The organism is Pseudomonas sp. BTN1 (assembly GCF_001907715.1).
Classification (GTDB): Bacteria; Pseudomonadota; Gammaproteobacteria; order Pseudomonadales; family Pseudomonadaceae; genus Aquipseudomonas; species Aquipseudomonas paracarnis.
Map to the genome: position 1 here is coordinate 40,531 of NZ_MPBM01000038.1, position 25,170 is coordinate 65,700.

22 protein-coding genes and 1 tRNA gene are annotated in these 25,170 nt (G+C 58.9%); 12 read left to right on the plus strand and 11 right to left on the minus strand.

Annotated features, from left to right (window positions below):
• Positions 1-51: 51 nt before the first annotated feature.
• On the plus strand, positions 52-1,371 hold the full coding sequence (gene basC, locus BMH52_RS18800; protein ID WP_014718549.1) for a putative histamine N-monooxygenase: 1,320 nt from the start codon (positions 52-54) through the stop codon (positions 1,369-1,371).
• A 47-nt stretch (positions 1,372-1,418) separates the two neighbouring features.
• On the opposite strand, the gene BMH52_RS18805 is transcribed toward basC, so the two are convergent.
• Positions 1,419-3,584 carry a condensation domain-containing protein gene (locus tag BMH52_RS18805; protein ID WP_072434607.1) on the minus strand — a complete coding sequence of 722 codons (2,166 nt, stop codon included), beginning with the start codon at positions 3,582-3,584 and terminating at the stop codon, positions 1,419-1,421.
• Between the two features lie 230 nt (positions 3,585-3,814).
• Here BMH52_RS18805 and BMH52_RS18810 point away from each other — a divergent pair, with 230 nt between their 5' ends.
• From BMH52_RS18810 to BMH52_RS18845, 8 genes are all read left to right on the plus strand, one after another.
• Entirely contained in the window at positions 3,815-4,366 is a 552-nt protein-coding gene (locus tag BMH52_RS18810; protein WP_014718547.1) for a sigma-70 family RNA polymerase sigma factor, read from the plus strand.
• A gap of 108 nt (positions 4,367-4,474) precedes the next feature.
• A complete protein-coding gene (locus BMH52_RS18815) occupies positions 4,475-6,268 on the plus strand; it encodes an ABC transporter ATP-binding protein (protein ID WP_072434606.1) in 1,794 nt (597 codons plus the stop codon).
• Positions 6,262-8,031: an ABC transporter ATP-binding protein gene (locus tag BMH52_RS18820; protein WP_073844661.1), complete on the plus strand. Its 1,770-nt coding sequence runs from the start codon at positions 6,262-6,264 to the stop codon at positions 8,029-8,031. The genes BMH52_RS18815 and BMH52_RS18820 overlap by 7 nt, the downstream gene beginning before the upstream one ends.
• Positions 8,028-8,972, plus strand: a complete 945-nt coding sequence (locus BMH52_RS18825; RefSeq protein ID WP_014718544.1) for an ABC transporter permease — start codon at positions 8,028-8,030, stop codon at positions 8,970-8,972. The genes BMH52_RS18820 and BMH52_RS18825 overlap by 4 nt, the downstream gene beginning before the upstream one ends.
• Positions 8,969-9,919, plus strand: a complete 951-nt coding sequence (locus BMH52_RS18830; protein WP_072434604.1) for an iron chelate uptake ABC transporter family permease subunit — start codon at positions 8,969-8,971, stop codon at positions 9,917-9,919. The genes BMH52_RS18825 and BMH52_RS18830 overlap by 4 nt, the downstream gene beginning before the upstream one ends.
• Positions 9,916-10,698, plus strand: a complete 783-nt coding sequence (locus tag BMH52_RS18835; protein ID WP_019817091.1) for an ABC transporter ATP-binding protein — start codon at positions 9,916-9,918, stop codon at positions 10,696-10,698. Before BMH52_RS18830 ends, BMH52_RS18835 begins: the two co-directional genes overlap by 4 nt.
• Positions 10,695-11,678 carry a siderophore ABC transporter substrate-binding protein gene (locus BMH52_RS18840; protein WP_019817090.1) on the plus strand — a complete coding sequence of 328 codons (984 nt, stop codon included), beginning with the start codon at positions 10,695-10,697 and terminating at the stop codon, positions 11,676-11,678. The genes BMH52_RS18835 and BMH52_RS18840 overlap by 4 nt, the downstream gene beginning before the upstream one ends.
• A 157-nt stretch (positions 11,679-11,835) precedes the next feature.
• Positions 11,836-14,082 (plus strand): TonB-dependent siderophore receptor, encoded by a 2,247-nt coding sequence (locus BMH52_RS18845; RefSeq protein ID WP_073844664.1) that lies wholly within the window; start codon positions 11,836-11,838, stop codon positions 14,080-14,082.
• Positions 14,083-14,291: 209 nt separating this feature from the next.
• Here BMH52_RS18845 and BMH52_RS18850 read toward each other — a convergent pair.
• A tRNA-Leu gene (locus BMH52_RS18850) sits at positions 14,292-14,378 on the minus strand.
• 223 nt (positions 14,379-14,601) lie between these two features.
• On the opposite strand from BMH52_RS18850, the gene BMH52_RS18855 reads away from it, so the two are divergent.
• Entirely contained in the window at positions 14,602-15,078 is a 477-nt protein-coding gene (locus BMH52_RS18855) for a hypothetical protein (protein WP_072434602.1), read from the plus strand.
• A 137-nt stretch (positions 15,079-15,215) separates the two neighbouring features.
• Here the strand turns inward: BMH52_RS18855 and BMH52_RS18860 are convergent, their stop codons facing one another.
• Positions 15,216-15,743, minus strand: coding sequence for a DinB family protein (locus tag BMH52_RS18860; protein ID WP_072434601.1), 528 nt, complete (start codon positions 15,741-15,743; stop codon positions 15,216-15,218).
• 124 nt (positions 15,744-15,867) lie between these two features.
• Between BMH52_RS18860 and BMH52_RS18865 the strand changes: the two genes are divergently transcribed.
• Positions 15,868-16,566: a tellurite resistance TerB family protein gene (locus BMH52_RS18865; RefSeq protein WP_072434677.1), complete on the plus strand. Its 699-nt coding sequence runs from the start codon at positions 15,868-15,870 to the stop codon at positions 16,564-16,566.
• On the opposite strand, the gene BMH52_RS18870 is transcribed toward BMH52_RS18865, so the two are convergent.
• The 8 genes from BMH52_RS18870 to BMH52_RS18905 form a co-directional block, all read right to left on the minus strand.
• Positions 16,563-17,375 (minus strand): hypothetical protein, encoded by an 813-nt coding sequence (locus tag BMH52_RS18870; RefSeq protein ID WP_072434600.1) that lies wholly within the window; start codon positions 17,373-17,375, stop codon positions 16,563-16,565. The two genes, BMH52_RS18865 and BMH52_RS18870, sit on opposite strands and share 4 nt — an antisense overlap.
• An 18-nt stretch (positions 17,376-17,393) precedes the next feature.
• Positions 17,394-17,741, minus strand: a complete 348-nt coding sequence (locus tag BMH52_RS18875; RefSeq protein WP_003191350.1) for a DUF2493 domain-containing protein — start codon at positions 17,739-17,741, stop codon at positions 17,394-17,396.
• Between the two features lie 64 nt (positions 17,742-17,805).
• Positions 17,806-20,520: a magnesium-translocating P-type ATPase gene (gene mgtA / locus BMH52_RS18880; protein ID WP_073844665.1), complete on the minus strand. Its 2,715-nt coding sequence runs from the start codon at positions 20,518-20,520 to the stop codon at positions 17,806-17,808.
• A 236-nt stretch (positions 20,521-20,756) separates the two neighbouring features.
• A complete protein-coding gene (locus BMH52_RS18885) occupies positions 20,757-21,050 on the minus strand; it encodes a hypothetical protein (protein ID WP_014718533.1) in 294 nt (97 codons plus the stop codon).
• 316 nt (positions 21,051-21,366) lie between these two features.
• The gene (locus BMH52_RS18890) at positions 21,367-21,978 is read right to left on the minus strand and encodes a LysE family transporter (protein ID WP_014718532.1); all 612 of its coding nucleotides are present in this window, start codon (positions 21,976-21,978) and stop codon (positions 21,367-21,369) included.
• A 553-nt stretch (positions 21,979-22,531) separates the two neighbouring features.
• On the minus strand, positions 22,532-23,050 hold the full coding sequence (locus BMH52_RS18895) for an arsenate reductase ArsC (protein WP_073844667.1): 519 nt from the start codon (positions 23,048-23,050) through the stop codon (positions 22,532-22,534).
• Positions 23,051-23,061: 11 nt separating this feature from the next.
• A complete protein-coding gene (locus BMH52_RS18900; RefSeq protein ID WP_073844669.1) occupies positions 23,062-24,345 on the minus strand; it encodes an arsenic transporter in 1,284 nt (427 codons plus the stop codon).
• A 19-nt stretch (positions 24,346-24,364) separates the two neighbouring features.
• The gene (locus BMH52_RS18905; protein WP_014718529.1) at positions 24,365-24,721 is read right to left on the minus strand and encodes a metalloregulator ArsR/SmtB family transcription factor; all 357 of its coding nucleotides are present in this window, start codon (positions 24,719-24,721) and stop codon (positions 24,365-24,367) included.
• Positions 24,722-24,898: 177 nt separating this feature from the next.
• Here BMH52_RS18905 and BMH52_RS18910 point away from each other — a divergent pair, with 177 nt between their 5' ends.
• Positions 24,899-25,114, plus strand: coding sequence for a hypothetical protein (locus tag BMH52_RS18910; RefSeq protein ID WP_003191339.1), 216 nt, complete (start codon positions 24,899-24,901; stop codon positions 25,112-25,114).
• The last annotated feature ends 56 nt before the right edge of the window (positions 25,115-25,170 follow it).

Here is a 25,170-nt window from a genome sequence, read left to right on the forward strand (position 1 = left end):
GCGCACGTCAACTGCAATAACCAAACAGTTGGGCCTAGGGAGATGGATTGGATGATGGATGTACAAAGTGTTGATATTACCGGCGTTGGCATTGGCCCCTTTAATCTGGGTTTGGCCGCGTTACTGTCCAAGCATCCTGGCGTGACCGGTGTATTCCTTGACCGGAAAGCGGAATTTCGCTGGCATGAAGGGCTTTTGTTACCAGGCACAACGCTTCAGGTTCCGTTTCTGGCCGACCTGGTGACGATGGCGGATCCCACCCATCAGCTCAGTTATCTGAACTACCTGCATCAGCACGATCGCCTGTACCCGTTCTACTATTACGAAAACTTTCAGGTGCCTCGCCGTGAATACGATCACTACTGCCGCTGGGCGTCGCAGCAGCTGCCAGCCTGCCATTTCGGCGAGGAGATCTGTGATGTGACGTATGACGCCAACGCTGGCCAGTTTCTGGTAGAGAGCCAATCAGTGTCAGGCTTCAAGCGCTATTATCACAGTCGGGACCTGGCGATTGGTGTCGGTACGGCGCCTGTATTGCCCCAGTGGGCACAGGTCAAGAGCACCGCGCCGGTGATGCACTCGGCGGAGTTCGGCAAGCGTCAGCAACAGTTGTCGAAATGCCAGCGGGTCACGGTCATTGGCTCCGGCCAAAGTGCGGCCGAATGTGTGTTGGCCTTGTTCAGCGAGTTGACACCCGAGCGGATTGCAGCAGGGGCGTCGATTCGCTGGATCACACGCTCAGCGGGTTTTCATCCCATGGAGTATTCGAAACTGGGGCAGGAGTGTTTTACGCCGTCCTACATGGAGTACTTCCACAGCATTCCGAGGGAGCGACGCCGTGCCATCGTTGCAGGGCAAGGGCTGCTGTACAAAGGCATTAGCTTCTCGACCATCGCTGATATCTACGACCTGATCTATGAACGCTCGATTGGCGGCAGTGATCCGGGCCTGACGTTGCTATCCAATTGCGAGGTGCAGGCCGTGGAAGAGATTGATGGCATGCTGAAAATCGCTTACCGGCACCGTGAATTGAACCAGACCGGCACTCTTGAAGCTGATGCCATTGTGGCGGCGACAGGCTACGGGCATACATGGCCGCAGTGGTTTGAAAGGCTCAAGGGCGTGGTGCTTGAAACCGATGAGTATGGTGACTGTATCGTCCAGGACGATTTCACCGCACGCCGCTGCGATGCAGGCACGGGCCGTGTCTTCGTGCAGAATGCGGAGATCTTCCAGCATGGTGTTGGTTCGCCGGACTTGGGGATTGCGGCGATTCGCAATGCAACGATTATCAACCAGTTGCTTGGCCAGCCTTACTACCGCTTGCCCAAACGGTCATCGTTCCAGCGATACGGGATGCATGAAGCGTAGAGCCGAGGGTTGAGGGTCTTGGTAGCATTACCAAGACCCTGATCAGGTTATAGGTGGATATGGTTAAGGGCGGTGCGGGCTGCGTCGGGCGTCGTAAACAGCGCGAACACCTGATCTATGGTCGTGCTCAGGCGCGCCATCTGTGCTGCGCTGTAGCGGTCCGAACGGTAAGTAATGACCAGGCGCAGCGAGCGTTTGCCGTCGATCGTGTTCTCCATGATTTCGAACTGAATACCGAACATCGATTGGTTCTTGTCCGGGTCAATCTGCCGGTAGCGGATCGTCCCGGCGTCCGGTGTGCTCAGGGTGCCATTCAAGGCGTTGTTGGCGTGTATTTGAATGTACACGTCGAACAGCAGGCCGTCTGCGGGCGTCATGCCGAGGGCCTGTTGGATCTGCTCCATCGGAATATCGGCATAAGCCATGGAATCATTGATCAGGCGAGTGGTGTTTTCAATCAGTGCGCCAACGGCCTGCTGGGGATCGAACTGCACCCGATGCGCCACCATCGTGGTGAAGTAACCGACCGTTTCATAAAACCCTGGGTCGGTGCGGCCGGAGGCGGACGTACCGATCACAAGGTCTTTCAAATTACCGAGCTTATGCAGGGATAACGCAATCGCCGTATAGACCACACCGAACAGCGAAGCGTTATTCCGTCTGGCGAAGGCATACAGGTTATCGGTGAGCGCCTGGTCGGGTTTGATTTCGAACCATTGCGCGTTCGTCGACACTTCGCTGGCCGGCACGCTGGCCTGATAGTCAGGGGACGGCAGTGCCAGGCCCTGGGTTGCGCCGCGCAACATGCTCGTCCAGTAGTCGAGATGCTGTTGATTGATGCCAGTGGCCTGTTGTCGTAGGGCGAACTCATGGAATGACGGTGCAGGCGCTGACCAGGTGGGTGCTTTGTCTGCTGCACGGGCGAGGTAGGCCTGAGCCAGTTCCTCCATCATCACGTTGAGTGACCATTCATCAATGGCCATGTGGTGGATCAGCAATGACAGGGTTTGGCGTTGGCGTTGCGGGTCGTAAATGAAGCGAACCCGTAGGGGTAGCTCGCGGGTCAGGTCGAACTGATAGGTGGCTTCGCTTTTGAGCGTTGCACCCCGGCTTTCCTGGCTTGGCCAGAACCACTTGTATTCGGACAGCTGCTCGAACGGCACGATCTGCTGGTACGCCTCAGAGCCCTCGAAGTGGAAGGTTGAACGCAGGCTGGCGTGACGCTTGAGCAGGTCACGGAAAGCTTGCTCGAACAGTGCTTCATCCACCTGGTCGAGGAAGTCCAGGGCAAAGGGCAGGTTGAAAATTGTCCCGAACTCAAAGGCTGCGTAAGCCCGCCCAAGGGAGGCTTGGGCCAGCGCGAAAGGTGCCCTCTGTACGTCTTGCTGGCGGTCCATGGCAACAGCAGTTGCATCGTTTTGCTCGATGATATGGGCGTGTGCAGCCAAGGCGGCGGCCGACGGCGCGCTGAAAAAATCATTGAACTGGACTTCAATGCCATGGCCGCTCAGCAGCTTGCCAATGATGCGTGTGGCCAGTAGCGAATGACCGCCGAAATCAAAGAAATCATCAGTGAGTTGCATGTCAGGCTCTACCAGGGCCGCTCGAAACTCATCAAGAATAATCGACGCAACGTCGTCGTTGGCCGCAGGCTGGGCGGTGGGCGCACTGATGGGTGACGATAGCGCTTCACCATTCGCCAAGCCGTGCAACCAAGGCGTATTGCTGGCCGAGTGGCCTATATAGGCGCTCAATACCTGGTGATACAAATGGTCTTCCTGGCAACTCTGATCGAGGACCTGATGGAGTATGAAGCCAAGGATAGTGTCTTGCCCGGTTTGGATAATCAACGCCTTGAATGGCGGCTGGCTTTGCGCGTCCCAGGGCGCCATTTGCTGCGCGCGCAAATGCTCGGTGGCCTCTACGTCCGAGTGTAGATGCATGAGCTCAATGCAGGACTGCCAGTCAGCGGCGTGCACTTTGTGCACTTCGCCATCGTCGTTGAACAGGTAGCGCGCATTCAGATCGGGGAGTGTTTCGATAACGCTCCTGATCGCTGACATGAGTCGTGAAAGGTCAATGTCGGCGTCGAATCGCCAGGCGCTGAAGTGCTTGAGCACGCGTTCGGGATATTGCTGCTGCAAGAGCCAGAAATGCTCTTCGTTATCAGTGACAGACAGTTTCGGTAACGAGTCTGGATTGAGTTCCATCATGGAAATTTCCCGCCTTATCAAACTGAACAGTAAGAAGTAGAGAGGGCACCGCAGTGCCGACAGGCCGATCCTCGGTCTGCTGCAACGCTCAGAAATCCAGGCGCAAGAGAAGGTGCAAGCAACTCACATTTGCAGGGGGTCAATGAACGCCGTATGATGTTAAATAATAATCATACCTATTCGCATTAGTCAAAAACTGATCGCGAATTGACCGTCTCAGGAGAGGTGTTGTGAACAACGGAGCGTTCGCGTCCACGCAGCAATTTGAAAAGCTCTATGTCGACCATCACGGTTGGCTATGCAGCCTGTTGCGCCGCAAGTTGGGCAGCTCGGTCGATGCCGCTGATCTCGCTCACGATGTCTATCTCAATCTCATCAAGAAAGGCCGGGTTCCTTCCACCGAGGATTCTCGCGCCCACCTGACCCAAATCGCCAAAGGCATGGTGATCGATCTTTATCGCCGACGTCATCTTGAGGCCCGCCATCTGGAGGCGCTCAAGTTGCAGGCCGAACTGTTGGTCCCGTCAGAGGAGCGACGTGCCCTCGTGAGTGAAGCGCTGGCTCAGATCGATGACGCATTGCGCCGCAAGCCAGCCAAAACCCGCCAAGCGCTGCTGCTGTGCAAGTTGCATGGTATGGGCCACCGCGACATTGCCTGCGAGTTGAAAGTGTCGGTGTCTTCCGTCGAGAAGTACATCGCGTCTGGCCTGCGAGCCTGCTACCCATTCGTGCCCGGGCTGGTGCCTGGCACCGCCTCATCGATTAATGAACGTCTCGATTGAGGATTTTGCGTTGCCGTTCGGAATACAAAGTACGCAGCGCATACCACTCAAACCTAAAGGAAGCCAGGTGGCCTTCAGGCTACCCGCAGTGGTTATTCAGGAGAACTCATGAGTGCTACAGATGAACCCGGCGTTGCCGGCACGGTATCTCAGATACTCAGACCCATACGTGGGCAACTGATAGTCGCGGCGGTATTGGCCGCCATCGGTACCATGCTGACGCTGGTGCCCCTGGCCGGTATCGCCCATATCGCACAGCTTGCAATGGCCCAAGATGAGGTGGCGACAGCCTGGAGCCAGATGCAGGATCAAGTCTGGCGGGTTGTCATCATCAGTCTGGCCTGCCTGTTTCTCGGGATGACCTTGATTTCGCTGGGCGAAATGGCTGCGCACCTGGCCGACAACCGCATCACCGGCCATTTGCGTCGGGCGATTACCCGCCGTCTGGCCAAGGTGCCATTGGGATGGTTTACCAGTCGGGCTTCCGGCGAGGTCAAGCAAGCGATGCAAGACGACATTGGCACGTTGCACAGCCTGACCGCGCACTTCTTTACCACCTTGGGTCGTACCATCGGCGCAATTCTTGTTTCGGTTCTCTACCTATTCGTCATGGACTGGCGCATGGCGATTGTTTCGCTGTTGCCGTTCCCGCTGTTCTTCCTGTTTTTCTCCAGGGCCACCAAGGCCAGTGGGGCGAACATGCAGTCATTTGGCGCCGGCATGGCACGCATCAATAATGCAGTGGTTGAGTTCGTCAATGGCATTCCTGTGGTCAAGGCTTTCGGGGTCGAGGGCAAGGCCCATGGCAGCTACCGCAAGGCGGTTGATGGCTTCGCTGAGGCCTTTACCGACTTCACCCGCCCGCTGGTCAGCGCGATGGCCAACGCTCACGCGATGATTGCCCCGGTGGCGGTGCTCGGCGTAGTGCTGACGTTTGGGACGCTTTGGGTGAGCCTGGGCTGGATCACACCGGTAGACGTGTTGCCCTTTGCCTTGGTGGCGCCGGGAATCTGTGCGCCGCTGTTGCTGCTGAGCTACGTCACCCATGACTTGAACAATGCTACGGGCGCAGCGCAGCGCGTTCATACGCTGTTGCAAACGCCCGTGCTGGAAACCTTGGCAGCTGCCGCGCCAGCGTTGCCGGAAAATGCCGAAATACGTGTCGAGCAGCTCGGCTACAGCTACGACGGCCAGACCCCGGTGCTCAAGGACGTCAACTTCACCCTCAAGCCGGGCACGGTGACCGCGATTGTCGGTGCTTCGGGCTCCGGCAAGTCGACCCTGGCCCGTCTGTTGCTGCGCTTCTTCGACCCGAGTGAAGGGCGCATCACCTTGGGCGGCGTCGACCTCAGGCACATCGAGAGCACGCAGTTGTACCGGCGCATCGGTTTTGTGTTGCAGGAGGTACGCCTTATCCATGCCAGCCTGCGCGACAACATCGCCTTGGGCCGCCCCTCGGCCAGTCAGCAGGAAATCGAAGACGCAGCCCGCACTGCCAATATCCATGAGCGCATCTGCGCCTTGCCGCGAGGTTACGACTCGGTGATCGGGGAGGATGTACAGCTTTCCGGCGGCGAGTTGCAGCGCGTGAGTATTGCCCGCGCCATATTGTTGGACCCACCACTGCTGGTGCTCGACGAAGCCACGGCGGCGGCCGATGCCGAGAACGAGGTGAAGCTTCAACAAGCACTGTCGCGCTTCGCCCGGGGCCGAACCTTGATGGTGATCGCGCACCGCCTCGATACGGTGATGCATGCTGACCAAATCATCCTGATCGACAACGGCACGATCTGCGAGCAGGGACGCCACCACGAACTGCTCGCCCGCAACGGCCGCTACGCTCGAATGTGGGCGCTGGGCGGCTACGAACAGGCCAAGGAACAGGCGGTATCGTCATGCTGAAAACCTTTAATCAACTGCTGGGCAAAGATGCCCGCGTATTGCGCCGCTACCTTTGGATGACGCTCGTCTACGGCCTGCTCTGCGGGCTGACGATTGTCACTCTGGTACCGGTGCTCACTCGTCTGCTGAACGGTGATGTGCGCTCAGCAGGGCAATGGCTGACTGCGCTCGTGATCGGGGTGCTGGTTTGCTGGGCCTTGCGACGGACGGTGGAGAAGGCGGGTATCCGCGTCGGTATCGCTGTTCTGCAGCGTGGTCGTCATCGGCTGGGCGACCATGTGGCGCGTTTGCCGGTCGGTTGGTTCAGCGCACAAAATACCGCACGACTGAGCCATTTGGCCTCCCAGGGCATGATGGAATTGGCTCAGCTTCCGGCCCACGTTTTCACGCCGCTGATCACAGGGGTGGTCACACCGGTTGTAATCGTTGCCGCGTTGTTCAACTTACATTGGCAAATGGGATTGATCGCGCTACTGGCTTTACCCCTCTTGTTGGGTATCTTTGCGCTGACCGCTCAACTGGGGCAGCGCGCCGACCAACGCTTTCAGCACAGCGCCGCGCAGACCAGCCAGCGCATGGTCGAATTTGCCCAGGCACAATCGGTGCTCCGCGCCTTTAATGGCGAGGACGGCGGCACCCAGTTTCTCGAGCAGGCCATCGGGCGCCAGCAGCAGTCTGCAAAGCGGCTGATCCACGTCTCGGCGATGTCGGTGGTGTTCAATGCCTGGGCGGTGCAGGCCGGCTTCGCCGTCTTGCTGGTGGCTGCCACGCTATGGCTGGGTGATCAGTTGAGCGCAAGCCTGGCACCGTCTTCGGTCATCGCTGTGATCGTGTCGTTGCTGTTGGTCAGCCGCTTTATCGACCCGCTTCTGGAGGTCGCAGGTTATAGCGAAGTGCTACGTGGCGCGCGCGGTCAGCTTGATGCCGTGCGCGAAATCTTCGAGGTCGACCCTTTGCCGGAGCCGCAGGCCCCGCAAGCGCCGGTCGATGGATCGGTCGTATTGGAAAACGTGAGCTTTTGCTATGCCGAGGATCAGGCCGATGTGTTGCGCGATGTCAGCCTGCGTATCGAGCCCGGCAGCATGACGGCGCTGGTCGGTGCTTCTGGCTCGGGCAAGACCACCCTGGTGCGGCTGATTGCGCGCTTTTTCGATGTGACGCAAGGCCGTGTGCTGGTGGGCGGTGTAGATGTTCGGCAGATGTCCAGTGGGCAGCTGGCCGGTCAGATCAGCCAGATCTTTCAGGATGCTTACCTGTTTCAGGGCAGCATCGCCGACAACATTCGCATCGGTAAACCCGATGCCAGTGATGCCCAAGTGATGCAAGCAGCAACACAGGCTGGCGTCCTGGAGATCATCGAACGCTTGCCCCAAGGCCTGGACACGCCAGTAGGCGAGGGCGGTGCACGCCTGTCCGGGGGAGAGCGACAGCGAATCTCCATCGCCCGTGCGCTGATCAAAGAGGCGCCGATTTTGTTGGTCGATGAGGCCACCGCCGCTCTCGACGCCGAGAACCAAGCGGCGATCGCGCAAGCGTTGGCGCGTTTACGCGGCACGCGCACGCTGATTGTCATCGCGCACCAGCTGTCGACAGTGGTCATGGCCGACCAGATTCTAGTGCTCGATCACGGCCAGATCAGCGAGCAGGGCTCCCATGCGCAGTTGAATGCCAAGCCAGGGCTCTACGCGCACTTTCTCGCCCAACGCCAAGCCACGAAAGGCTGGCGGATTGCTGGAGAATCAGACGGTGAGGGCGGTTCTTGAGCCGTGCAATCTTACTCTGCGTGTTTGCCGTGCTTTGTTGCCTTTCGTTGATGGTGGGGGTCAAAGAGGTTTCCTGGACGGCACTGTTCACGTTATCCGATGACGCTTGGCTGACACTGACTGCCAGCCGCCTTCCGCGCCTGGCCGCCCTGATTCTCACGGGGGTGGGGCTGGCCGTGTGCGGCGTGATTCTGCAGCAGATCGTGCGCAACCGCTTCGTCGAACCGGCAACTTCCGGCGGGCTGGATGCAGCAAAGCTGGGCATTCTGATTTCATTGACGGTGGCCCCCGCTGCCGGTGCGGCCGGCCGTATGCTGTTTGCCTTGGCGTTTTGCTTTGCGGCGAGCCTGCTTTATGTCGCGATCATCCGCCGCATCAAGTTCAAGAACACCGTAATGGTTCCGGTCATCGGCCTGATGTACGGCAGCGTATTGAGCGCCATCGCCGAGTTCTACGCCTATCGTCACAATATCTTGCAGAGCATGCAGGGCTGGATGCTCGGAGACTTCTCGAAGATCGTCCAGGGCAATTACGAGATCATCTACCTGATCTTGCCGATAGTCGTGCTCACTTATCTGTTCGCGCACCGCTTTACTGTACTCGGCATGGGCGAGGGCATGGCCGGCAGCTTGGGCCTGAACTACACGGCAAATGCGGCGTTGGGGTTGATGCTGGTGGCGGTCACCGTTTCCGCCACGGTCATTACCGTAGGGGCCATTCCCTTTGTCGGGCTGGTTATTCCCAACCTGGTGGCGTTGCACTACGGCGAGAACCTGGAGCGAACATTGCCCATCGTCGCGTTGTGCGGCGCGTCGCTGTTGCTGGCGTGCGACATTCTCGGCCGCTTGTTGATCTATCCCTTCGAAGTGCCCATCGGTCTCACCGCGGGAAGCGTAGGCGGTGTGTTGTTCCTGGTGTTGCTGATCAGGAAATACGCATGAGGCGTGTGGCTACCCGCTATGGTCTATGGGCACTGGTGCTGGTCCTGGCGATAGCGTTCCTGTTCTTGGGCTCAGGCTTTGACTTCGAGTACGTCATTCCCAAGCGAATGACCCGTTTGGCCGCGATGGTTATTGCCGGAGTATGCGTTGCTTATTCTTCGGTGATTTTCCAGACCCTTGCCGGCAACCGAATACTGACGCCGGCGATCATGGGGTATGAGGCAATCTACCTGTTGTTCCAGGCCTTGCTGATCCTGGTGCTGGGTACCCAGAGCCTGGTGCTGTTGGGGCGTAACGGTAACGTATTGTTGTCGATCCTGTTGATGCTCGCTTATTCAGGGCTCATTCACCGTTGGCTGTTCCATGACGGACGCAACAACGTGTACCTGCTGCTCCTGCTTGGGCTGGTACTGAGCATGGTGATGGGCACCTTTACCCAGTTTATCCAACTGAAGATCAGCCCTGGTGAGTTCTCGATCTTCCAGGGTTTCAACTACGCCTCCTTTAATAAGGCGCAACCCACGCAAGTGATCTATTCGGGGCTGCTGGTGGCGGCGGCGTGCTTTATCGCGCAAAGAAGCCTGCCGGTGCTCGATGTGTTGTCGCTGGGGCGTGACCAGGCGATTTCCCTGGGTGTCGATTTTCAACGCAGCGTGCGCCTGCAACTTGCGCTGATCGCGATTCTGGTGGCTGTCTCAACCAGTCTCGTCGGGCCGACGGCCTTCATGGGCGTGTTTGTGGCAAACATCACCTATGCGCTTGCCCGCACCGCCCGGCACCGGATTACATTGCCCATGAGTTGCGCCATTGCCATTGGCATTTTCATCGTCGCCCAGTACATGGTCGAGCAGATGTTCAACTACAACACCTCCGTCAGCATTCTCATCAACCTGGTGTGCGGCGGGTATTTCCTCGCGCTGATGATTCGAACCCGAGGCGCTTCATGATTTCCCTTCGTCACGTCTATAAGACCTACGGCACCAAGCACGTCCTGAGTGACGTCAGCGTTCAGTTCCCGCCAGGGCAGGTGACTTCGCTGATTGGGCCCAACGGGGCAGGCAAGACTACCTTGCTGATGTTGATCGCACGTCTGCTGGCGCCGACCCGCGGCGAACTGCTGATTGGCGGGCGTAGCATTGCGGATGTGCCCATCCGCGAATATGCCAGGCGTGTCGCCACCTTACGCCAGACACCCGATTTCAACCTGCGGCTGACCGTTGAAGAATTGGTGGCTTTCGGGCGTTTCCCTTATAGCCGAGGGGCGCTCACCGTCCAGGATCGCCAGGTCATTGACGAAGCCATCGAGTTTCTGTCGTTGCAACCATTACGCCTTTCTTACATCGACGAGCTGAGCGGCGGGCAGCGGCAAATGGCGTTCCTGGCAATGACCATTGCCCAGCAAACCGATTACCTGCTGTTGGACGAGCCGCTCAATAACCTGGACATGAAGCATGCCGTACAAATCATGCGTGCGCTGCGCCGCTTATGTGACGAACAAGGTCGCACCGTGATTCTGGTGGTGCATGACATCAACTTCGCGGCCAACTACTCCGATCATATCGTGGCCATGAAAAACGGCGCGGTGCACTTGCGTGGCCCGGTAGCGGAGGTTGTCACCGAGGCGCACCTGCGCGATCTCTTTGATTTGGATTTCGAGATTCTGCAGAGCGAGCAGGGGTTCGTCTGCAACTACTTCAACCCATCATTATCAAGGGAGCAGATATGAGTATTGGTAAGGCAAAAACAATCCGTGGGGCACTGCTGGCGGTCGCGGTGGCGGCCGGCCTGCAGGGCTGTGACAAACCCTCGGCACAGGCGTCCGCGCCAGTCGCTGCGCATACGCACTACGAGCCGATCAAGATCGAGCATCCACTGGGTAGCACGATGATCACCCAGCTCCCCCAACGTGTGGTGGCGTTCGATATGAGTGAACTCGATACACTCGACCAGCTGGACGCGCCGGTGGTGGGTATCGCCAAGGACTATGTCGCGAGTTTCCTTACCCAGTACCGTGACAATCCGAACATCATGGACGTGGGGTCGACCATCCAACCCAACCTTGAACGGTTGCATGCCCTCAAGCCCGACCTGATCCTGATCTCGCCGCTCCAGGCGCAAAGTTACGCAGAACTGAGCCAGATCGCACCGACGCTCTATGACGATGTGGACCTGACCAACCAACACGGCAATCTCTTCGCCACCGCCAAGGATCACCTCATGACCCTGGGGCGCATTCTAGGCAAAGAAGCGTTGGCTCGTCAGAAGGTTGCGCAAATGGACGCCAAGGTTGAACAGACTCGGCGCGTCACCGATGGGCGCCCGGAGAAAGCGCTGATCGTTTTGCATAACAACGGCGCATTCACCTCCTATGGCGTGAAGTCGCGCTACGGTTTCATCTTCGACACCCTGGGCGTAAAACCCGCCAGCACCGACATCGAGGCTGGCTTACATGGCCAGCCCATCTCCAATGAATTCATCCAGCAGGCCGATCCCGACATTCTCTACGTGATCGACCGTACCGCAGTGATGGAACGGCGGCCGGCGCTGGACATGAAGAGCCTGGATAACCCGCTGCTGCGCAAAACCAAGGCCTGGACCAACGGACGTGTGATCTTTGTCGACGCCCAGACCTGGTACCTGTGTACCGTCAGTGCAACGTGCCTGGGTCGCATGGCCGACGAGGTGGTTCAAGGCTACAAGGGCTGACCCGCTGTGCTTGGGGGCGCAAGGGCGGGTGCCGTGCAGGCACTCGCCTTTATTTTCAAAAAACACAAATGCTAATGATTGTTATTGAGGGTTTTGCCTTCTGGTTCGGAAAGCCTAGTGAGCACATACACATTCTCCGAATCAAAAGGAATTCAGCATGTCGGAACGCTGTCGCCAACATCGCGCTACCCCTGATTCACCGCAGGCTGCGCAACGCTTTACTTTGAGTCATATGTTCACGGCTGTGCAGATGGCGCTGGTACTGGGGCTGACGGCGGCGCCCACCGCCGCGAGCGCTGCCCCGCAAGCAGGCACAAGCAGCGCCAGCCTGGAATTGTCGGAAACGGTGGTGGAGGGCGTCCTGGACCCCGCTACAGGTCTGCCGCCGGCTTATGCTGGCGGGCAGGTTGCCTCCGGCAGCCGCGTTGGGCTGTTGGGCAACAAGGATTTCATGGAGACGCCTTTCAATACCATCAGCTATACCGATGAATACATACAGAACCGTCAGGCGCAGGATATCGGCTCGGTGATCGGTGCGACCGACCCCTCGGTGTACGTGCCCACCAAACGCAGCAACTTTGAAACCTTTTTCATCCGCGGCTTCTACAGCAACGCCGATGACATCACCTTTAACGGCCTGGTCGGCATGGCGCCGAATATGCGCGGCTCTACCGAATTGGCGGAGCGCATCGAAGTGCTCAAGGGCCCTTCGGCGCTGCTCAACGGCATGCCGCCAAGCGGCAGTGTAGGTGGCAGCATCAATCTGGTACCCAAGCGCGCCGGCGACGAACCGTTGGCACGCTTGACCACCACTTATGAGTCCCGAGGCCTAGGGGGTGTGCACGCGGACCTGGGGCAACGTTTTGGTGATCAGAAGCAGTTTGGTGTGCGCTTCAACGGCGTTTACCGTGACGGCGATACCCCCGTGGATAATCAGCAACACAAAATGGCACTGTCTTCCCTCGGGCTGGATTGGCGTGGCGAGCGGGCTCGGATATCGCTCGATTTCTACAAACAGCGTGAACGCATTGATGGTCTCAACTACTTCGGGATCAACACAATTGCCCCCAACGTCACCCACTTGCCAAGCCCCAAGAAGGGCGATTATGCGTTGGCACCCAAGTGGGCCTACACCATCAACAACACCACTACCACGATGGTGCGGGGCGAATACGACCTGACGGATTCGCTTACTGCCTACGCGGCGTGGGGGCAGCGCGATGGTGGTTACAACGCGATGATCAACTCAAGCACCCTGGTGAACAATGTGGGTGGCATCAGCTCTTCGGCCATTCGTTCGATTCGCAGTGGCACCCAGCAATCGGGTGAGGTCGGGTTGAAGGGCAAATTCCAGACGGGCCCCGTGGATCATGCCTGGACCATCGCCGCGACCCGTTTTACCTCCGACAACAGTTTCAAGGACGCGAGAGCCGCCATCCCCGGCACCACAAATTACGACAACCTCGACTTTGGCAACGCGCCGACCTTCCCGGGCTATGGTGCAACCACCTCGCAAACCAGGGCCAACCTGGGCAGCTATGCGATTGCCGATACGCTGTCCTTCGCCGAAGGCCGTGTGCAATGGACCGTAGGCGCCCGTCGTCAGCGCGTGCAAAACACCACCGACGCTTTCGGCCCCAGGGCTTCGAAAACCAGCTATGACGAAAGCCGTGTCTCGCCCGCCACCGCACTTCTGGTCAAGGTGACGGATGAGGTGTCGCTCTATGCCAACTACATCGAGGGCCTCAGCCAAGGCGCGTCGGCCCCTGACTCGGCAGAGAACGCAGGTGCGGTCATGCAGCCGTACCAGACCAAGCAATACGAACTGGGGACCAAGGTAGACCTGGGCTCTTTCGCCCATACGGTCAGCCTGTTCCAGATTGAGAAGCCCAGTGCCTTTACCGATCCGCTCACCAATGTCTTCGGCGTCTACGGCGAGCAACAAAACCGTGGCGTGGAATGGTCGTTCTTTGGCGAGTTGCAACCAAGATTGCGCCTGATGGGCGGTGCGACCTATACCCAGGCAGAAATGACCAAGGTGGTCACCGGTGGTGTCAAAGACAAGCAAGTGACAGGCGTGCCCAAGGTGATTGCCAAGCTAGGCACGGAGTATGACCTCCTCGACGTTCCTGGGTTGACCCTGACCGGCAACATCAACCACACGGGCAAACAATACGCGACCAACGATCATCGGGTGTCGCTGGACTCGTACACCACCTACGATGTGGGGGCTCGCTATGCCTTCAAGGTCGAGACCAAGCCTGTGACCTTGCGCGCCACCGTGCAGAACGTCACCAATAAGGCGTACTGGCTTGGTTCGTGGAACGGCGGGGATGGCAGCGGCCTTTCTGGCGGCTTGGGCGCGCCGCGCACGGTATTGCTCTCGGGTACGGTAGATTTCTGAGGGTTTGCAAGTCCAAAAGCACTGGACCCTGGCGAGGAATGCCAAGCCAGCGTTCATACAGGCTGAGCGCTTCCTCGCTGGCAGAGTTCGGAAACACGAAAGTCTGCAAACATACGGAAACCGACGAAACGCCATAAACGAAAAAACCCGCCAAACGGCGGGTTTTCAAGGGTTCCACAAACAGTGCTGGCCGTCAGTGGAACAGGAGATGGTGCCCGAACCCGGAATCGAACCGGGACGCCCTTACGAGCGGGGGATTTTAAGTCCCATGCGTCTACCAGTTTCGCCATTCGGGCGGTAGCGCGGTGTAACAGGGTTGGGAATATATAGATCCAGCCGCTTCAGCGCAACCTCCAAGCCGGTTTTCCCGCATAAAGATGCGCAGGAAAAAGCGTGGCAGATCAGTGATCTACAGGGCCTTTGTGTCAAGTCCCGATGAACGCAAGCCACCCAGGAACAAGCCCCATAAATGACAGTCATAGCGATAGGCCATTTCGGCATTTCGCAAGGAGTCGTTTGATGCTCAGTGTCCGTAAGCAGGCTTGGATCATCGCCGCAGGTGTGGCGGGTTTGTTGGGCATGGCCATGCTCAGCCCGGCGCAGGCGGGGAGTGCGGTGCAGTGGGGTGAGTTCAGTGCGTCGTCTTCAGACAAGTTGACGGCCGGCTCGATGGATGTGGGCGGTGCCTATGTGTTGAAGCCGTCGGGTGTTTCCGTTGGTGATGTCGAGGCGCTGCAGGCTGGGCAAAAACAGAGTCAAAGCGAATTGCAAGGCTTGAAAAGCAAAGTGGAGGGCCAGGAGCGGGCGTTTGATGAGTTCAAGCGCAAGGACGGCTCGAGTGCCAGTAGCAGTGACAGCCAGCTGTCGAGTCTCAAGCGTACGGTGGATGAGCAGAAGAGCACGATAGAGCGGCAGAAAAGCGAAATCGATGGCCTCAAGCGAAGCCTGGATGATGTGAAGCGCAGTGTGGAAAACTTGAGCAGCAAGGTGAGGTGACAGCACCGATGCTGTGGGCAATACAGGGCAGCTGTGGGAGCTGGCTTGCCTGCGATAGCGATGTGTCAGTCACAGGTATTGAACCTGTTACACCGTCATCGCAGGCAAGCCAGCTCCCACATTGACCGTGTCGGCATTTAGTCAATCAGCGCCAGCAAGTCGGTCACTCCCACGTCCACACCCGCCTGGCTGAGCAGCGTCGTCACCTGGCCGCGATGGTGGGTCTGGTGGTTGAAAAAGTGCACCAGCAGGCCGAAGAAGGGTTTCTCGGCGGCCACGCCGCGCATGTTGTGATAGCGCAGGTGTTGATCAAGGTGGGACTCGTGCAGGCTGTTGGCCCAATCGATGATCAGTTGATCCAGCCAGGCGCGATGGGCCGATAATTCAGCAAGGTTGGCGAAGGCCAATTGCTTGAGGTCACCGGGCGTAGCAATGCCGTTGAGTGGCGTCAAGGCCGCAAAGTGGGCCGGGTGTTCGGCAAAGCGTTTGAGCCAGACGGTGTCGCCCAGCATCAGGTGGTTCAACGTGCCGAGGATCGAGCCGAAAAACGCCTGGCGGTCCAGGGTCAATTGTGCGTGCGTGAGGGTGCCGGCGGTGTCGTAGACCTTGCGGTTCATCCATTGGTTGTAAGTGGCCATCAACGCAATATGCTCGATGCGATTCACCGCTGTTCTCCCTTTTCGGCGTGATGGCGTCATCATAAAGCTTGCCCGCCCGACGGTCATGGTGTTCCATCAGGGGAGGACTATGTTTGATCAACGCCACTATTGCGCCCCGGAGGGCGACACCATGAATACCAGCGATCTACTGGAACAACTGTTGCGTGCAGGGCAGCAAGGCGGCGGAGCTGCGGGCGGCGGCCTGGGCGGGTTGCTTGGAGGGTTGTTGAAGGGCGCCGGCACCGGCAATGCGTCTGCGGCGGGCGGCGGTTTGGGTGGTTTATTAGGTGGCCTGGGTGGCTTGTTGGGCGGCGCGCCGGCGGGTGGGGCCACCCAAACGCGTAGCGGCGGTGGGATGAACTACGCGGCGCTGGCGTCCCTGGGCATGGCGGCGTTCCAAGCGTACCAAGCGTGGCAACGCCAACAGGCTTCGGCCCCGCAGCAAGCTATCCAGACCGTTGACCAGCTTGAAGGGCCTGAAGCCGAAGCCCATAGCCACGGCGTACTGCGTGCGTTGATCGCGGCGGCCAAGGCCGATGGCAAAATCGATGCGCAAGAGCAGCAAATGATTTCTGCCGAGATTGGCCGTCACACCGACGACCCTCAGTTGCAGCAGTGGCTCGACGCCGAAGTCGCCAAGCCCCTGGATGCCGCCGATTTTGCCGAGTATGCCAATGACCGGGCACTTGCTGCGGAGATTTACCTGGCGAGCGTGATGCTGGTCAACGATCAGCAGGACGCCGAGCGCAATTACCTCGACGACCTGGCCGGTCAGTTGCAAATCGATCCGCAATTGCAGGTGCATCTGGAGCAGCAGGCCAAAGCCTAGAACCTCAGCGTCGCCCCAGTGGTCAGCCACTGGGCGCGATCGCCAATCAGGCTGCGCCCGACCAGCAGGTCCACGTCGACACATTCACCAATGTGCAAACGCGGCCCAGCCTGCCAGGCCTGTTCGCCGCCTTCCTGGCCATAACGCTCGCCAATCAGCGTGAGCTTCTCTGCCAACTGATATTCGAACCCCGTGCCCCAAGTCAGGCGATGCTGTTGATCACCGTCGTTGTAGGCGTGGCTCCAGCCGGCGTTCAGGTTCAGGCGCAAGGGTGCCAGGGGTTGCCATGTGAGTGGGATGTTCAGATCTGCGCCGTCGAACCCGTGATGGCGATCCAGCGCGACATGCGCCCCGACCGCAATCGCCAGTTCCAAGCCCAACTCTTGTCGTGACAGCACCTGCACCTTGGCTTGCGGGTTGATCTGCGTCTCGCCTTTGCCTGCATCCACGGCCCGTGACAACGCGGCGCCCCATTGCACGGCAGGCATAGCGCTGAACGTGCACGCGGGCGACAAGCTGCTGTTGTGGGTGCTGCCCGCGTGCCGATGGGCGCTGTACCAGGCGTCGACGTTGCATTCCCCCGGCGCGTTGATCGCACCGTCATCAACCACATAAGCGCCGCCTGCGGCTTGGGCTTTTGAAATCAACGCGACGACAAAGACCAGGCCCAGGGTCATGCCGATAAAGATCAAGTTGCGCTGCAATGCACGGCGCTTTGCTGGCGGCAGTAACAGCAGGGTGTGACGAGAGTGGCGTGCGCGATATTTGGTAAACCCGTCGCGGCGTGCCGGCGTGTATTTTTTGTGCATGATGCACCTCGCTTGAATTCAGCTTTCTACGGTCAGCACCGAAATGCCGCTGGCTTTGGCCTGGCAAACCAGCTCCGAGGTATCGTCACCACCCGGCAGGGCAATGATCAGGTCGGGGCGGCTGTCGGCCAGCATGAAGTGGTTGCGCTGGCGTTCCGCCTGTTTGCCATGGCGCTGCCAATTGGGTGGATAACGCACCACGTCGATACCGATTTCCCGCGCCCATTCCTCGATCTCACTGCCCAGGAACTGGTTGCCGCCGTGGATCAGTACCTGCACCGGGCGCAGGCGGTGGTAAGCGTCCAGCACATGGCGGGACTTTTTGGTGTCGGCGTAATGACGACCTGCACAGATCAACACGCGCATGAGCAAATCCTTGTATTGCACGCAGGCGACCAGGCAGCCGCCTGCGTTTGAACGGCGGGGAGGGTCAGTACCACTGTTTGAAGCGGCGGATGTAGATCGTCTTCATCAGTTGGGCGACGCAGCAGTAAGCCAGCAAGGTGCCCACCAGCCATGGGAAGTACGCCAGCGGCAGCGGTTGCAGGCCCACCAGGGTGCCCAGTGGCGAGAACGGTACGTAGATGCCCAGGGCGATCACGATGCAGGTCATCATCAACACCGGCCAGGCGGCCGTGCTCTGGAAGAACGGGATCTTGCGGGTGCGCAGCATATGCACCACCAGGGTTTGCGAAAGCAGCCCCTCGATAAACCAGCCGGACTGGAACAGGGTCTGCATTTCCACGCTGTTGGCCGAGAACACGTACCACATCAGGGCAAAGGTGGTGATGTCAAAGATCGACGAGGTCGGTCCGATCCAGATCATGAAGCGGCCGATGTTTTTCGCATCCCACTTGCGTGGCTTGGCCAGGTATTCCTTGTCCATCTTGTCCCACGGCAGGGCCAGTTGGGAGATGTCATACATCAGGTTCTGCAGCAGCAGATGGATCGCCAGCATCGGCATGAACGGAATGAACGCGCTAGCCACCAGCACCGAGAACACGTTGCCGAAGTTGGAGCTGGCGGTCATGTTCAGGTACTTCATGATATTGCCGAAGGTTTCGCGGCCCTTGAGCACGCCTTCTTCCAGCACCATCAGGCTCTTTTCCAGCAGGATGATGTCGGCCGATTCCTTGGCGATGTCGGTGCCGCTGTCCACCGAAATACCCACATCGGCATCCCGCAGCGCCGGTGCATCGTTGATGCCGTCGCCGAGGAAGCCGACGGTGTGCCCGTTAGCTTGCAGGGCCTTGAGCACGCGGGATTTTTGCAGCGGCGTGAGCTTGGCGAATACGGTGCGCTCTTCTACGCGGCGCAGCAGGGTGGCGTCGTCCATGGCTTCGATTTCCACGCCCAGCAGCGGCTGGCCGGGTTCCAGGCCAACCTGGCGGCAGATCTTGCTGGTGACCACGGCGTTGTCGCCGGTCAACACCTTGATTGCCACGCCAATCTGTTGCAGTGCCGCAATGGCCGGGCCTGCGGTTTCCTTCGGTGGGTCCAAGAAGGTCAGAAAGCCTTGGATCACCAGGTTGCGTTCGTCGCTGGTGGTGTACTGCTGGCGTGCCAGCGCTTTAGGAATATTGCGGGTCGCTACCACCAGCACGCGGAAACCGTCTTCGTTGTAGTCATTGGCGAGCGCCAGCAGGGCGTCACGACGGCCGTCATCCAGGGGCAAGGCTTCGCCGGCCTCCATGACATGGGTAGAAATGCTCAGCATCTCTTCCACCGCGCCCTTGCACACCAGCAACTGGTCATCGGCGGCATCCTTGACCACGATCGACAGGCGACGACGGACAAAGTCGAACGGCAATTCATCGACCTTGCTGTAGGCAAACGGCACCTGGAACTTGGGGTTTTGTTCCGAGAACTGCACCACTGCCTGGTCCATCAGGTTTTTCATGCCGCTCTGATGAAAGCTGTTGAGCCAGGCCAGGGACAGCACGGCGTCATCGCGCTGGCCGAAGGCATTGACGTGATGTTCGAGGATGATCTTGTCCTGGGTGAGGGTGCCGGTCTTGTCGGTGCACAGCACGTCCATCGAACCGAAGTTCTGGATCGCATTGAGGCGCTTGACCACTACTTTGCGCTTGGCCATGGCCGTGGCGCCCTTGGCCAGGTTGGCGCTGACGATCATCGGCAGCATTTCCGGGGTAAGGCCGACGGCGACCGCCAGAGCAAACAGGAAGGCATCACCCCAATCGCCCTTGGAGAAGCCATTGAGGAGGAACACGATGGGCACCATCACCAGCATGAAGCGGATCAGCAGCCAACTGACACTGTTCACGCCCCGGTCGAAGGCGGTTTGCACCCGCGAGCCGACAATCGCCTTGGCCAGGGAGCCAAAGTAGGTGCGCGGCCCCGTTGCCACCACCACTGCTTTAGCGCGGCCGCTGACCACGTTGGTGCCCATGAAGCAGATGTTCGGCAAGTCCAGCAAGTTGCCCTGGTCGGCGGCCAGGGTAGAGGCGGATTTTTGCGTGACATCGCCCAGGGTGTCGTACTTCTCCACCGGCAGGGCTTCGCCGGTCAGCACGGCCTGGCTGATAAACAGGTCGCGGGACTCGATCAGGCGGATATCGGCGGGGATCATGTCGCCGGCGGACAATTGCACGATATCGCCGGCCACCAGGTCACGCATCGGCACTTCGCGCAAGGTGGGCTGAGCACCAACCTGCTCGCGGCGCAGTACGGTGGCGGTGGTGCGTACCATGGCCTTGAGGGCCTCGGCGGATTTGGCCGAACGGTGTTCCTGCCAGAAACGCAGCAGGCTGCTGAGCAACACCATGGTCATGATGATGACGACCTTGGTCGGGTCGGCTTCTTCGCCTTCCTGCATCGGCAGCCAGCAGTCAGTCACAAAGCTGATGCCACCCAGGGTCAGCAGCACGTAGATGAACGGGTTGTTCAGAGCCTGCAGGAACTGGACGATAGCGTGTGGCGGCTTGTCGTGGGCGACTTCGTTATAGCCTTCTCGTTGCAGACGCGCCGAAGCGTCCAGTTCGGTCAGGCCGTCCTGGGTGGCCCGTACATTGGCGAGGGTGGCCGCCAGGCCATTGTGGGCTTCACGGGCGGCACGCATCGACAGCTTGGTGTCGGCAGCGGTGCCATTTTTTTTGTGTAGAGGCGTGTTTTTTACGGCGCTCATTGTCTGTACTCCTGTCGCCAATTCTCGACAAAACATACCCGGTACTTACCTGAATACAGGCGAGCGAAAGCATGCCGAGCCGCAAACTTTGCGATCGGTTTAAATAAGGTGTTCACATAACTTCTGAAGGGCCCGCTAACAGCGCGTTAGTTAACGAGCGTGCAGCGGGCTACTACTGGATTTGTTCATAAAGAACTCCAGGGTCATCAATAAGAAAGTTGCTGTTTCCAGCTAGCTCAGGCGGCGCGAGTGCTCAGGTAAAGACCGAGCATCAGGCGCGCTTGCGCCAGGCGGGAAACCTTGGGTCTCTGCGGGTCTTGAGGGTCAGCATGATCCCAATGCTGCACCAGGTGGCCGCTTTCAGGGCAGATGCGCCAGTGCGCCAGCGGCGGTGCCGGGCGCACTTGAGGGGAGGGTGTGACAAAGGTCGAGCGGGTTGGCGAAAAGCCCGCCGGCGCTCGGCACAGCTTGGCGCGCAGGGCGGCGACCAGTGTGCGTGTATCAGGCAAAACAAGGAGTTGGAAGGTCATAACACACCTCGGGACCGGACGGGCGACCGGTGAGGCAGTTACGATGGAGCATCAAGCTCTAGCGCAGCTTACCGGACCTGGAACGCGAGTCCTGTCATATTCTGGGTTTGGCGCCCGATGCCCGCAGAGGCGGTGCTCGGACAGCGACTAGATACTGTGTCCATTGGCTTCTTTTGTGAGGTTTAAAAAAGGCCCCAGTTGCGGGCACGGGCAATCTACTCAGGGCGTCACAGAATGTCAATGCATGATTAATTAAATTAGCCCGTGTTCAGAGTTTGTTCAGACAAGAGGCATGCAAGTTATTGGCTGGATAACTTTATATACCGTGCGCGGCGAGTATCGCCAGATAAATTAATACTAAACCGCACGCCGCATAACTCACGCGTTGCCAGCTAGGTGATGCGTTCTTGCGTAGCAGGTTCACCAAGGCGGCGGTAAGAAAACACGAGAGTACCGACGCCAGCATGAAGCCGGCAAAAAACATCAGGGTCTGCCCGTGACTGGGGGTGGTGCCGACAATCCCCGACAGTGCGCTGCCCAAGGCGCCCCAGTAGACGATGTTTTTCGGATTAGCCAAGGAAATCGCCGCGCCCACCGCCAACGCATTTTTTCCTGAGCTGGCAGGGGCGTTGTCGGTTGCGGGTAACTGCCAGGCATCAATCAGACTGCGGATGCCCAGCCAGGCCAGGTAGAGCGCACAGACGATTGTAAGTGGAACCCGCACTGCATCATGCTGAATCAGCAGTGCGATACCGGTGAGGCCAATCACGGCCCAGACGGCGTCGCCCACCAGTGAGCCGAACTGCACCAGCAACGCCGGCGTGAAGCCATGGAGCAAGCCGCGGCGCAGAGTCTCTGCCAGCACGGCGCCGGGAGAAAGGCAAAATACAAAACCGAATACCAGCGCATAGACAAAGATCGACAGCATGCTCAGTTCCTTTCGAGAAAGTGCCAGAGCATACGTCAGTCCGAGAGAGGGATACCACGTCCTCTGTAGGAACGTTCGCGATGGCGGTATGTCAGCCACTCAATCTTCAACTGAACCACCGCCATCGCAGGCAAGCCAGCTCCCACACTGGTCAAGCATTGCCCACAGAATCAGTGCCCGGCGCAGATCCCCTGTGGGAGCGGGCTTGCCCGCGATGGCGGTGTGTCAGACACTGAATCTTTTACTGAACCAACGCTTTCGCAGGCAAGCCAGCTCCCACATTGGTTATGTACTGCCCACAGAATCAACGCCCGGCGCAGATCCCCTGTGGGAGCGGGCTTGCCCGCGATGGCGGTGTGTCAGCCACTGAATCTTTTACTGAACCAACGCTTTCGCAGGCAAGCCAGCTCCCACATTGGTTATGTACTGCCCACAGAATCAACGCCCGGCGCAGATCTCCTGTGGGAGCGGGCTTGCTCGCGAAGGCGGTGTGTCAGCCACTGAATCTTTTACTGAACCAACGCTTTCGCAGGCAAGCCAGCTCCCACACTGGTCATGCATTGCCCAGAGAGTCAGCGCCTGTCACAGGACCCTGTAGGAGCGGCGTTGAGGCAATGCGGTGGAGTTCAGCCTTCAATTCATCCGGCGATAGACGTGCAAAGGGCAGCGCAAAAAACGCTTCGCAGCGTGCGGTGATAATGTCGAGGGTGGCCTTGAATGCTGCCTCTACTTGCGCCTCATCACCCTGCATCTCGGAGGGGTCTTCCAAGCCCCAATGGGCCTTCACCGCCGGGCCAAAATACACCGGGCACGCTTCACCGGCTGCTTTATCGCACACGGTGATGACCACATCCGGCGGGCAGCCTTGAAAGGCATCATTGCCCTTGCTGTACAAACCTTCGATGCTGATGCCCGCCGCCTGCAGCGTGCTCAGGCTACGGGGCAACACCTGGCCCTTGGGAAAACTGCCCGAGCTGACCGCCTCGAAACCCTCTGGCGCCAGGTGATTGAACATCGCTTCGGACAAGATGCTGCGGCAACTGTTGGCGGTACACATGAACAGGACTTTCATGGCGCGTTCCTTTAGAAACTCAAGCGCAAGGCGAGGGCGGCCAGGGTGATCAGCAGCACGGGCAAGGTCAGCACGATCCCGACCTTGAAGTAGTAACCCCAGGTGATAGTGATGCCTTTGCGCGCCAGGATATGCAGCCACAGCAAAGTGGCCAAGCTGCCTATGGGGGTGATTTTCGGGCCCAGGTCGCTGCCAATCACGTTGGCGTAGATCATCGCGTCCTTGACCACGCCCACAGCATGGCTGGACTCGATGGACAATGCGCCAATCAGTACCGTCGGCAGGTTATTCATCGCCGATGAGAGCAGCGCCGTCAGCAACCCGGTGCCCATGGCCGCGCCCCACACACCATAGGTGGCGAAGGTGTCGAGCCAGGTGGCCAGATAGTCGGTCAGGCCGGCGTTACGCAGGCCGTACACCACCAGGTACATGCCCAAGGAAAAAATCACGATCTGCCAAGGCGCTTCCTTGAGGACTTTGCGCGTGGAAATCTTATGGCCCTTGGCGGCAATCACCAGCAGCAGCACGGCGCAGACGGCGGAAATCGCACTGATGGGAATACCCAGAGGCTCCAAGGCGAAACAGCCGATGAGCAGAATACCCAGTACCCACCAACCGGCGCGGAACGTCGCAGGGTCATGGATGGCACTGCTGGGGTCTTCCAGGTCAGCCGGGTCGTAGGTTTGGGGAATGTCCCGGCGAAAAAACCACAGCAGCACTGCCAGGGTCGCAGCCACGCTGACCAGGTTCACCGGCACCATCACGGCAGCATATTCGTTGAAGCCGATCTTGAAATAGTCCGCCGAAACGATATTCACCAGGTTCGACACCACCAACGGCAGGCTCGCCGTATCGGCGATAAACCCGGCGCCCATGACGAAGGCCAGGGTCGCCGCCGGGGAAAAGCGCAAGGCCAACAGCATCGACATCACGATAGGCGTCAGGATCAACGCCGCACCGTCGTTGGCAAACAGCGCCGATACCAGCGCACCCAGCAGCACCATATAAGCAAACAACCGCCGGCTGCGGCCACGGCCCCAGCGCGCCACATGCAGGGCCGTCCAGGCGAAAAAGCCGGCCTCGTCCAGCAACAGGCTGATGATGATCAGCGCGACAAAAGTACCGGTGGCGTTCCAGATGATGTGCCACACCACTGGGATGTCCGCCAGGCTGATCACCCCACAGGCCAGCGCCAGGATCGCGCCCAGTGTGGCACTCCAGCCGACGCCCAGACCCTTGGGTTGCCAGATGACCAGCACGATGGTGACGAGGAAAATCGCAATTGCGACAAGCATGAATAAAAGCTCCGATGGCTCAGCAGCAGGTGCTGGCCCGTTGTGGTCTGTCGCCCATTGCATTCAGACGCAGTGCGTCATCCTGCAACCATGGCTGGTTGGCTTGCAGAGTGGTGTCCAGCACCTGAGTAACCCAGGCGGGCAGTGCCGGATTGATGCGGTAGTAGATCCATTGCCCTTGACGTCGGTCCACCAGCAGCCCGCAACTACGCAATTGCGCGAGATGACGGGAGATTTTTGGCTGGCTGTCGTCCAAGGCATGGATCAACTCACACACACAAAGTTCGCCTTCGCGCAGGATCAGTAAGGTCACCCGTGCACGGGTGGCATCGGCCAGGCACTTGAACAGGGCGGTCGGGATGAGGAGGTCTGACATGATCAAGGACTTTTCAAGTGGATATATTCGAATATACGTATTTCCACATATATAGGTCAAATCTTGTTTCAATTGATATGGATCAAAGGCCTTTGAAACCGCCACAACTGTTTGAAATTAAAATGAAACACAAATGTCCTAACGTGCCTGCCCATTGCTGATGAAGGAAGACCCCGCGTGACCCGAGCCACCCGCAACCTGCGCAAGACCCTGGATTCCGTCGCGGAAAATAACGAAACCGCGGCCTTTGACCTGATGCGCGCCGTGGAAAAACTCGGCGATGAAGTGCTGCGCCAGCGCCTGCTCAATACCATCCACCGGCTGAACCAGGATGCGTATGAATTGCGCGAAGCGCGGGATTCGGTGGAGCAGGTATCAGTCAAGCTCGCCTGAGCAAGATCGTTCAAGACAAGCCTTCGTTCGTGCTGGCATGCTTGTCGACTGTCTGT

Excerpts from the sequence above, each read along its gene's own strand:
- basC (WP_014718549.1), top strand. The coding sequence starts at position 52 with ATGATGGATGTACAAAGTGTTGATATTACCGGCGTTGGCATTGGCCCC.
- BMH52_RS18805 (WP_072434607.1), bottom strand. The coding sequence starts at position 3,584 with ATGATGGAACTCAATCCAGACTCGTTACCGAAACTGTCTGTCACTGAT.
- BMH52_RS18815 (WP_072434606.1), top strand. The coding sequence starts at position 4,475 with ATGAGTGCTACAGATGAACCCGGCGTTGCCGGCACGGTATCTCAGATA.
- BMH52_RS18820 (WP_073844661.1), top strand. The coding sequence starts at position 6,262 with ATGCTGAAAACCTTTAATCAACTGCTGGGCAAAGATGCCCGCGTATTG.
- BMH52_RS18830 (WP_072434604.1), top strand. The coding sequence starts at position 8,969 with ATGAGGCGTGTGGCTACCCGCTATGGTCTATGGGCACTGGTGCTGGTC.
- BMH52_RS18835 (WP_019817091.1), top strand. The coding sequence starts at position 9,916 with ATGATTTCCCTTCGTCACGTCTATAAGACCTACGGCACCAAGCACGTC.
- BMH52_RS18840 (WP_019817090.1), top strand. The coding sequence starts at position 10,695 with ATGAGTATTGGTAAGGCAAAAACAATCCGTGGGGCACTGCTGGCGGTC.
- BMH52_RS18845 (WP_073844664.1), top strand. The coding sequence starts at position 11,836 with ATGTCGGAACGCTGTCGCCAACATCGCGCTACCCCTGATTCACCGCAG.
- BMH52_RS18855 (WP_072434602.1), top strand. The coding sequence starts at position 14,602 with ATGCTCAGTGTCCGTAAGCAGGCTTGGATCATCGCCGCAGGTGTGGCG.
- BMH52_RS18865 (WP_072434677.1), top strand. The coding sequence starts at position 15,868 with ATGAATACCAGCGATCTACTGGAACAACTGTTGCGTGCAGGGCAGCAA.
- BMH52_RS18870 (WP_072434600.1), bottom strand. The coding sequence starts at position 17,375 with ATGCACAAAAAATACACGCCGGCACGCCGCGACGGGTTTACCAAATAT.
- BMH52_RS18875 (WP_003191350.1), bottom strand. The coding sequence starts at position 17,741 with ATGCGCGTGTTGATCTGTGCAGGTCGTCATTACGCCGACACCAAAAAG.
- mgtA (WP_073844665.1), bottom strand. The coding sequence starts at position 20,520 with ATGAGCGCCGTAAAAAACACGCCTCTACACAAAAAAAATGGCACCGCT.
- BMH52_RS18885 (WP_014718533.1), bottom strand. The coding sequence starts at position 21,050 with ATGACCTTCCAACTCCTTGTTTTGCCTGATACACGCACACTGGTCGCC.
- BMH52_RS18890 (WP_014718532.1), bottom strand. The coding sequence starts at position 21,978 with ATGCTGTCGATCTTTGTCTATGCGCTGGTATTCGGTTTTGTATTTTGC.
- BMH52_RS18895 (WP_073844667.1), bottom strand. The coding sequence starts at position 23,050 with ATGAAAGTCCTGTTCATGTGTACCGCCAACAGTTGCCGCAGCATCTTG.
- BMH52_RS18900 (WP_073844669.1), bottom strand. The coding sequence starts at position 24,345 with ATGCTTGTCGCAATTGCGATTTTCCTCGTCACCATCGTGCTGGTCATC.
- BMH52_RS18905 (WP_014718529.1), bottom strand. The coding sequence starts at position 24,721 with ATGTCAGACCTCCTCATCCCGACCGCCCTGTTCAAGTGCCTGGCCGAT.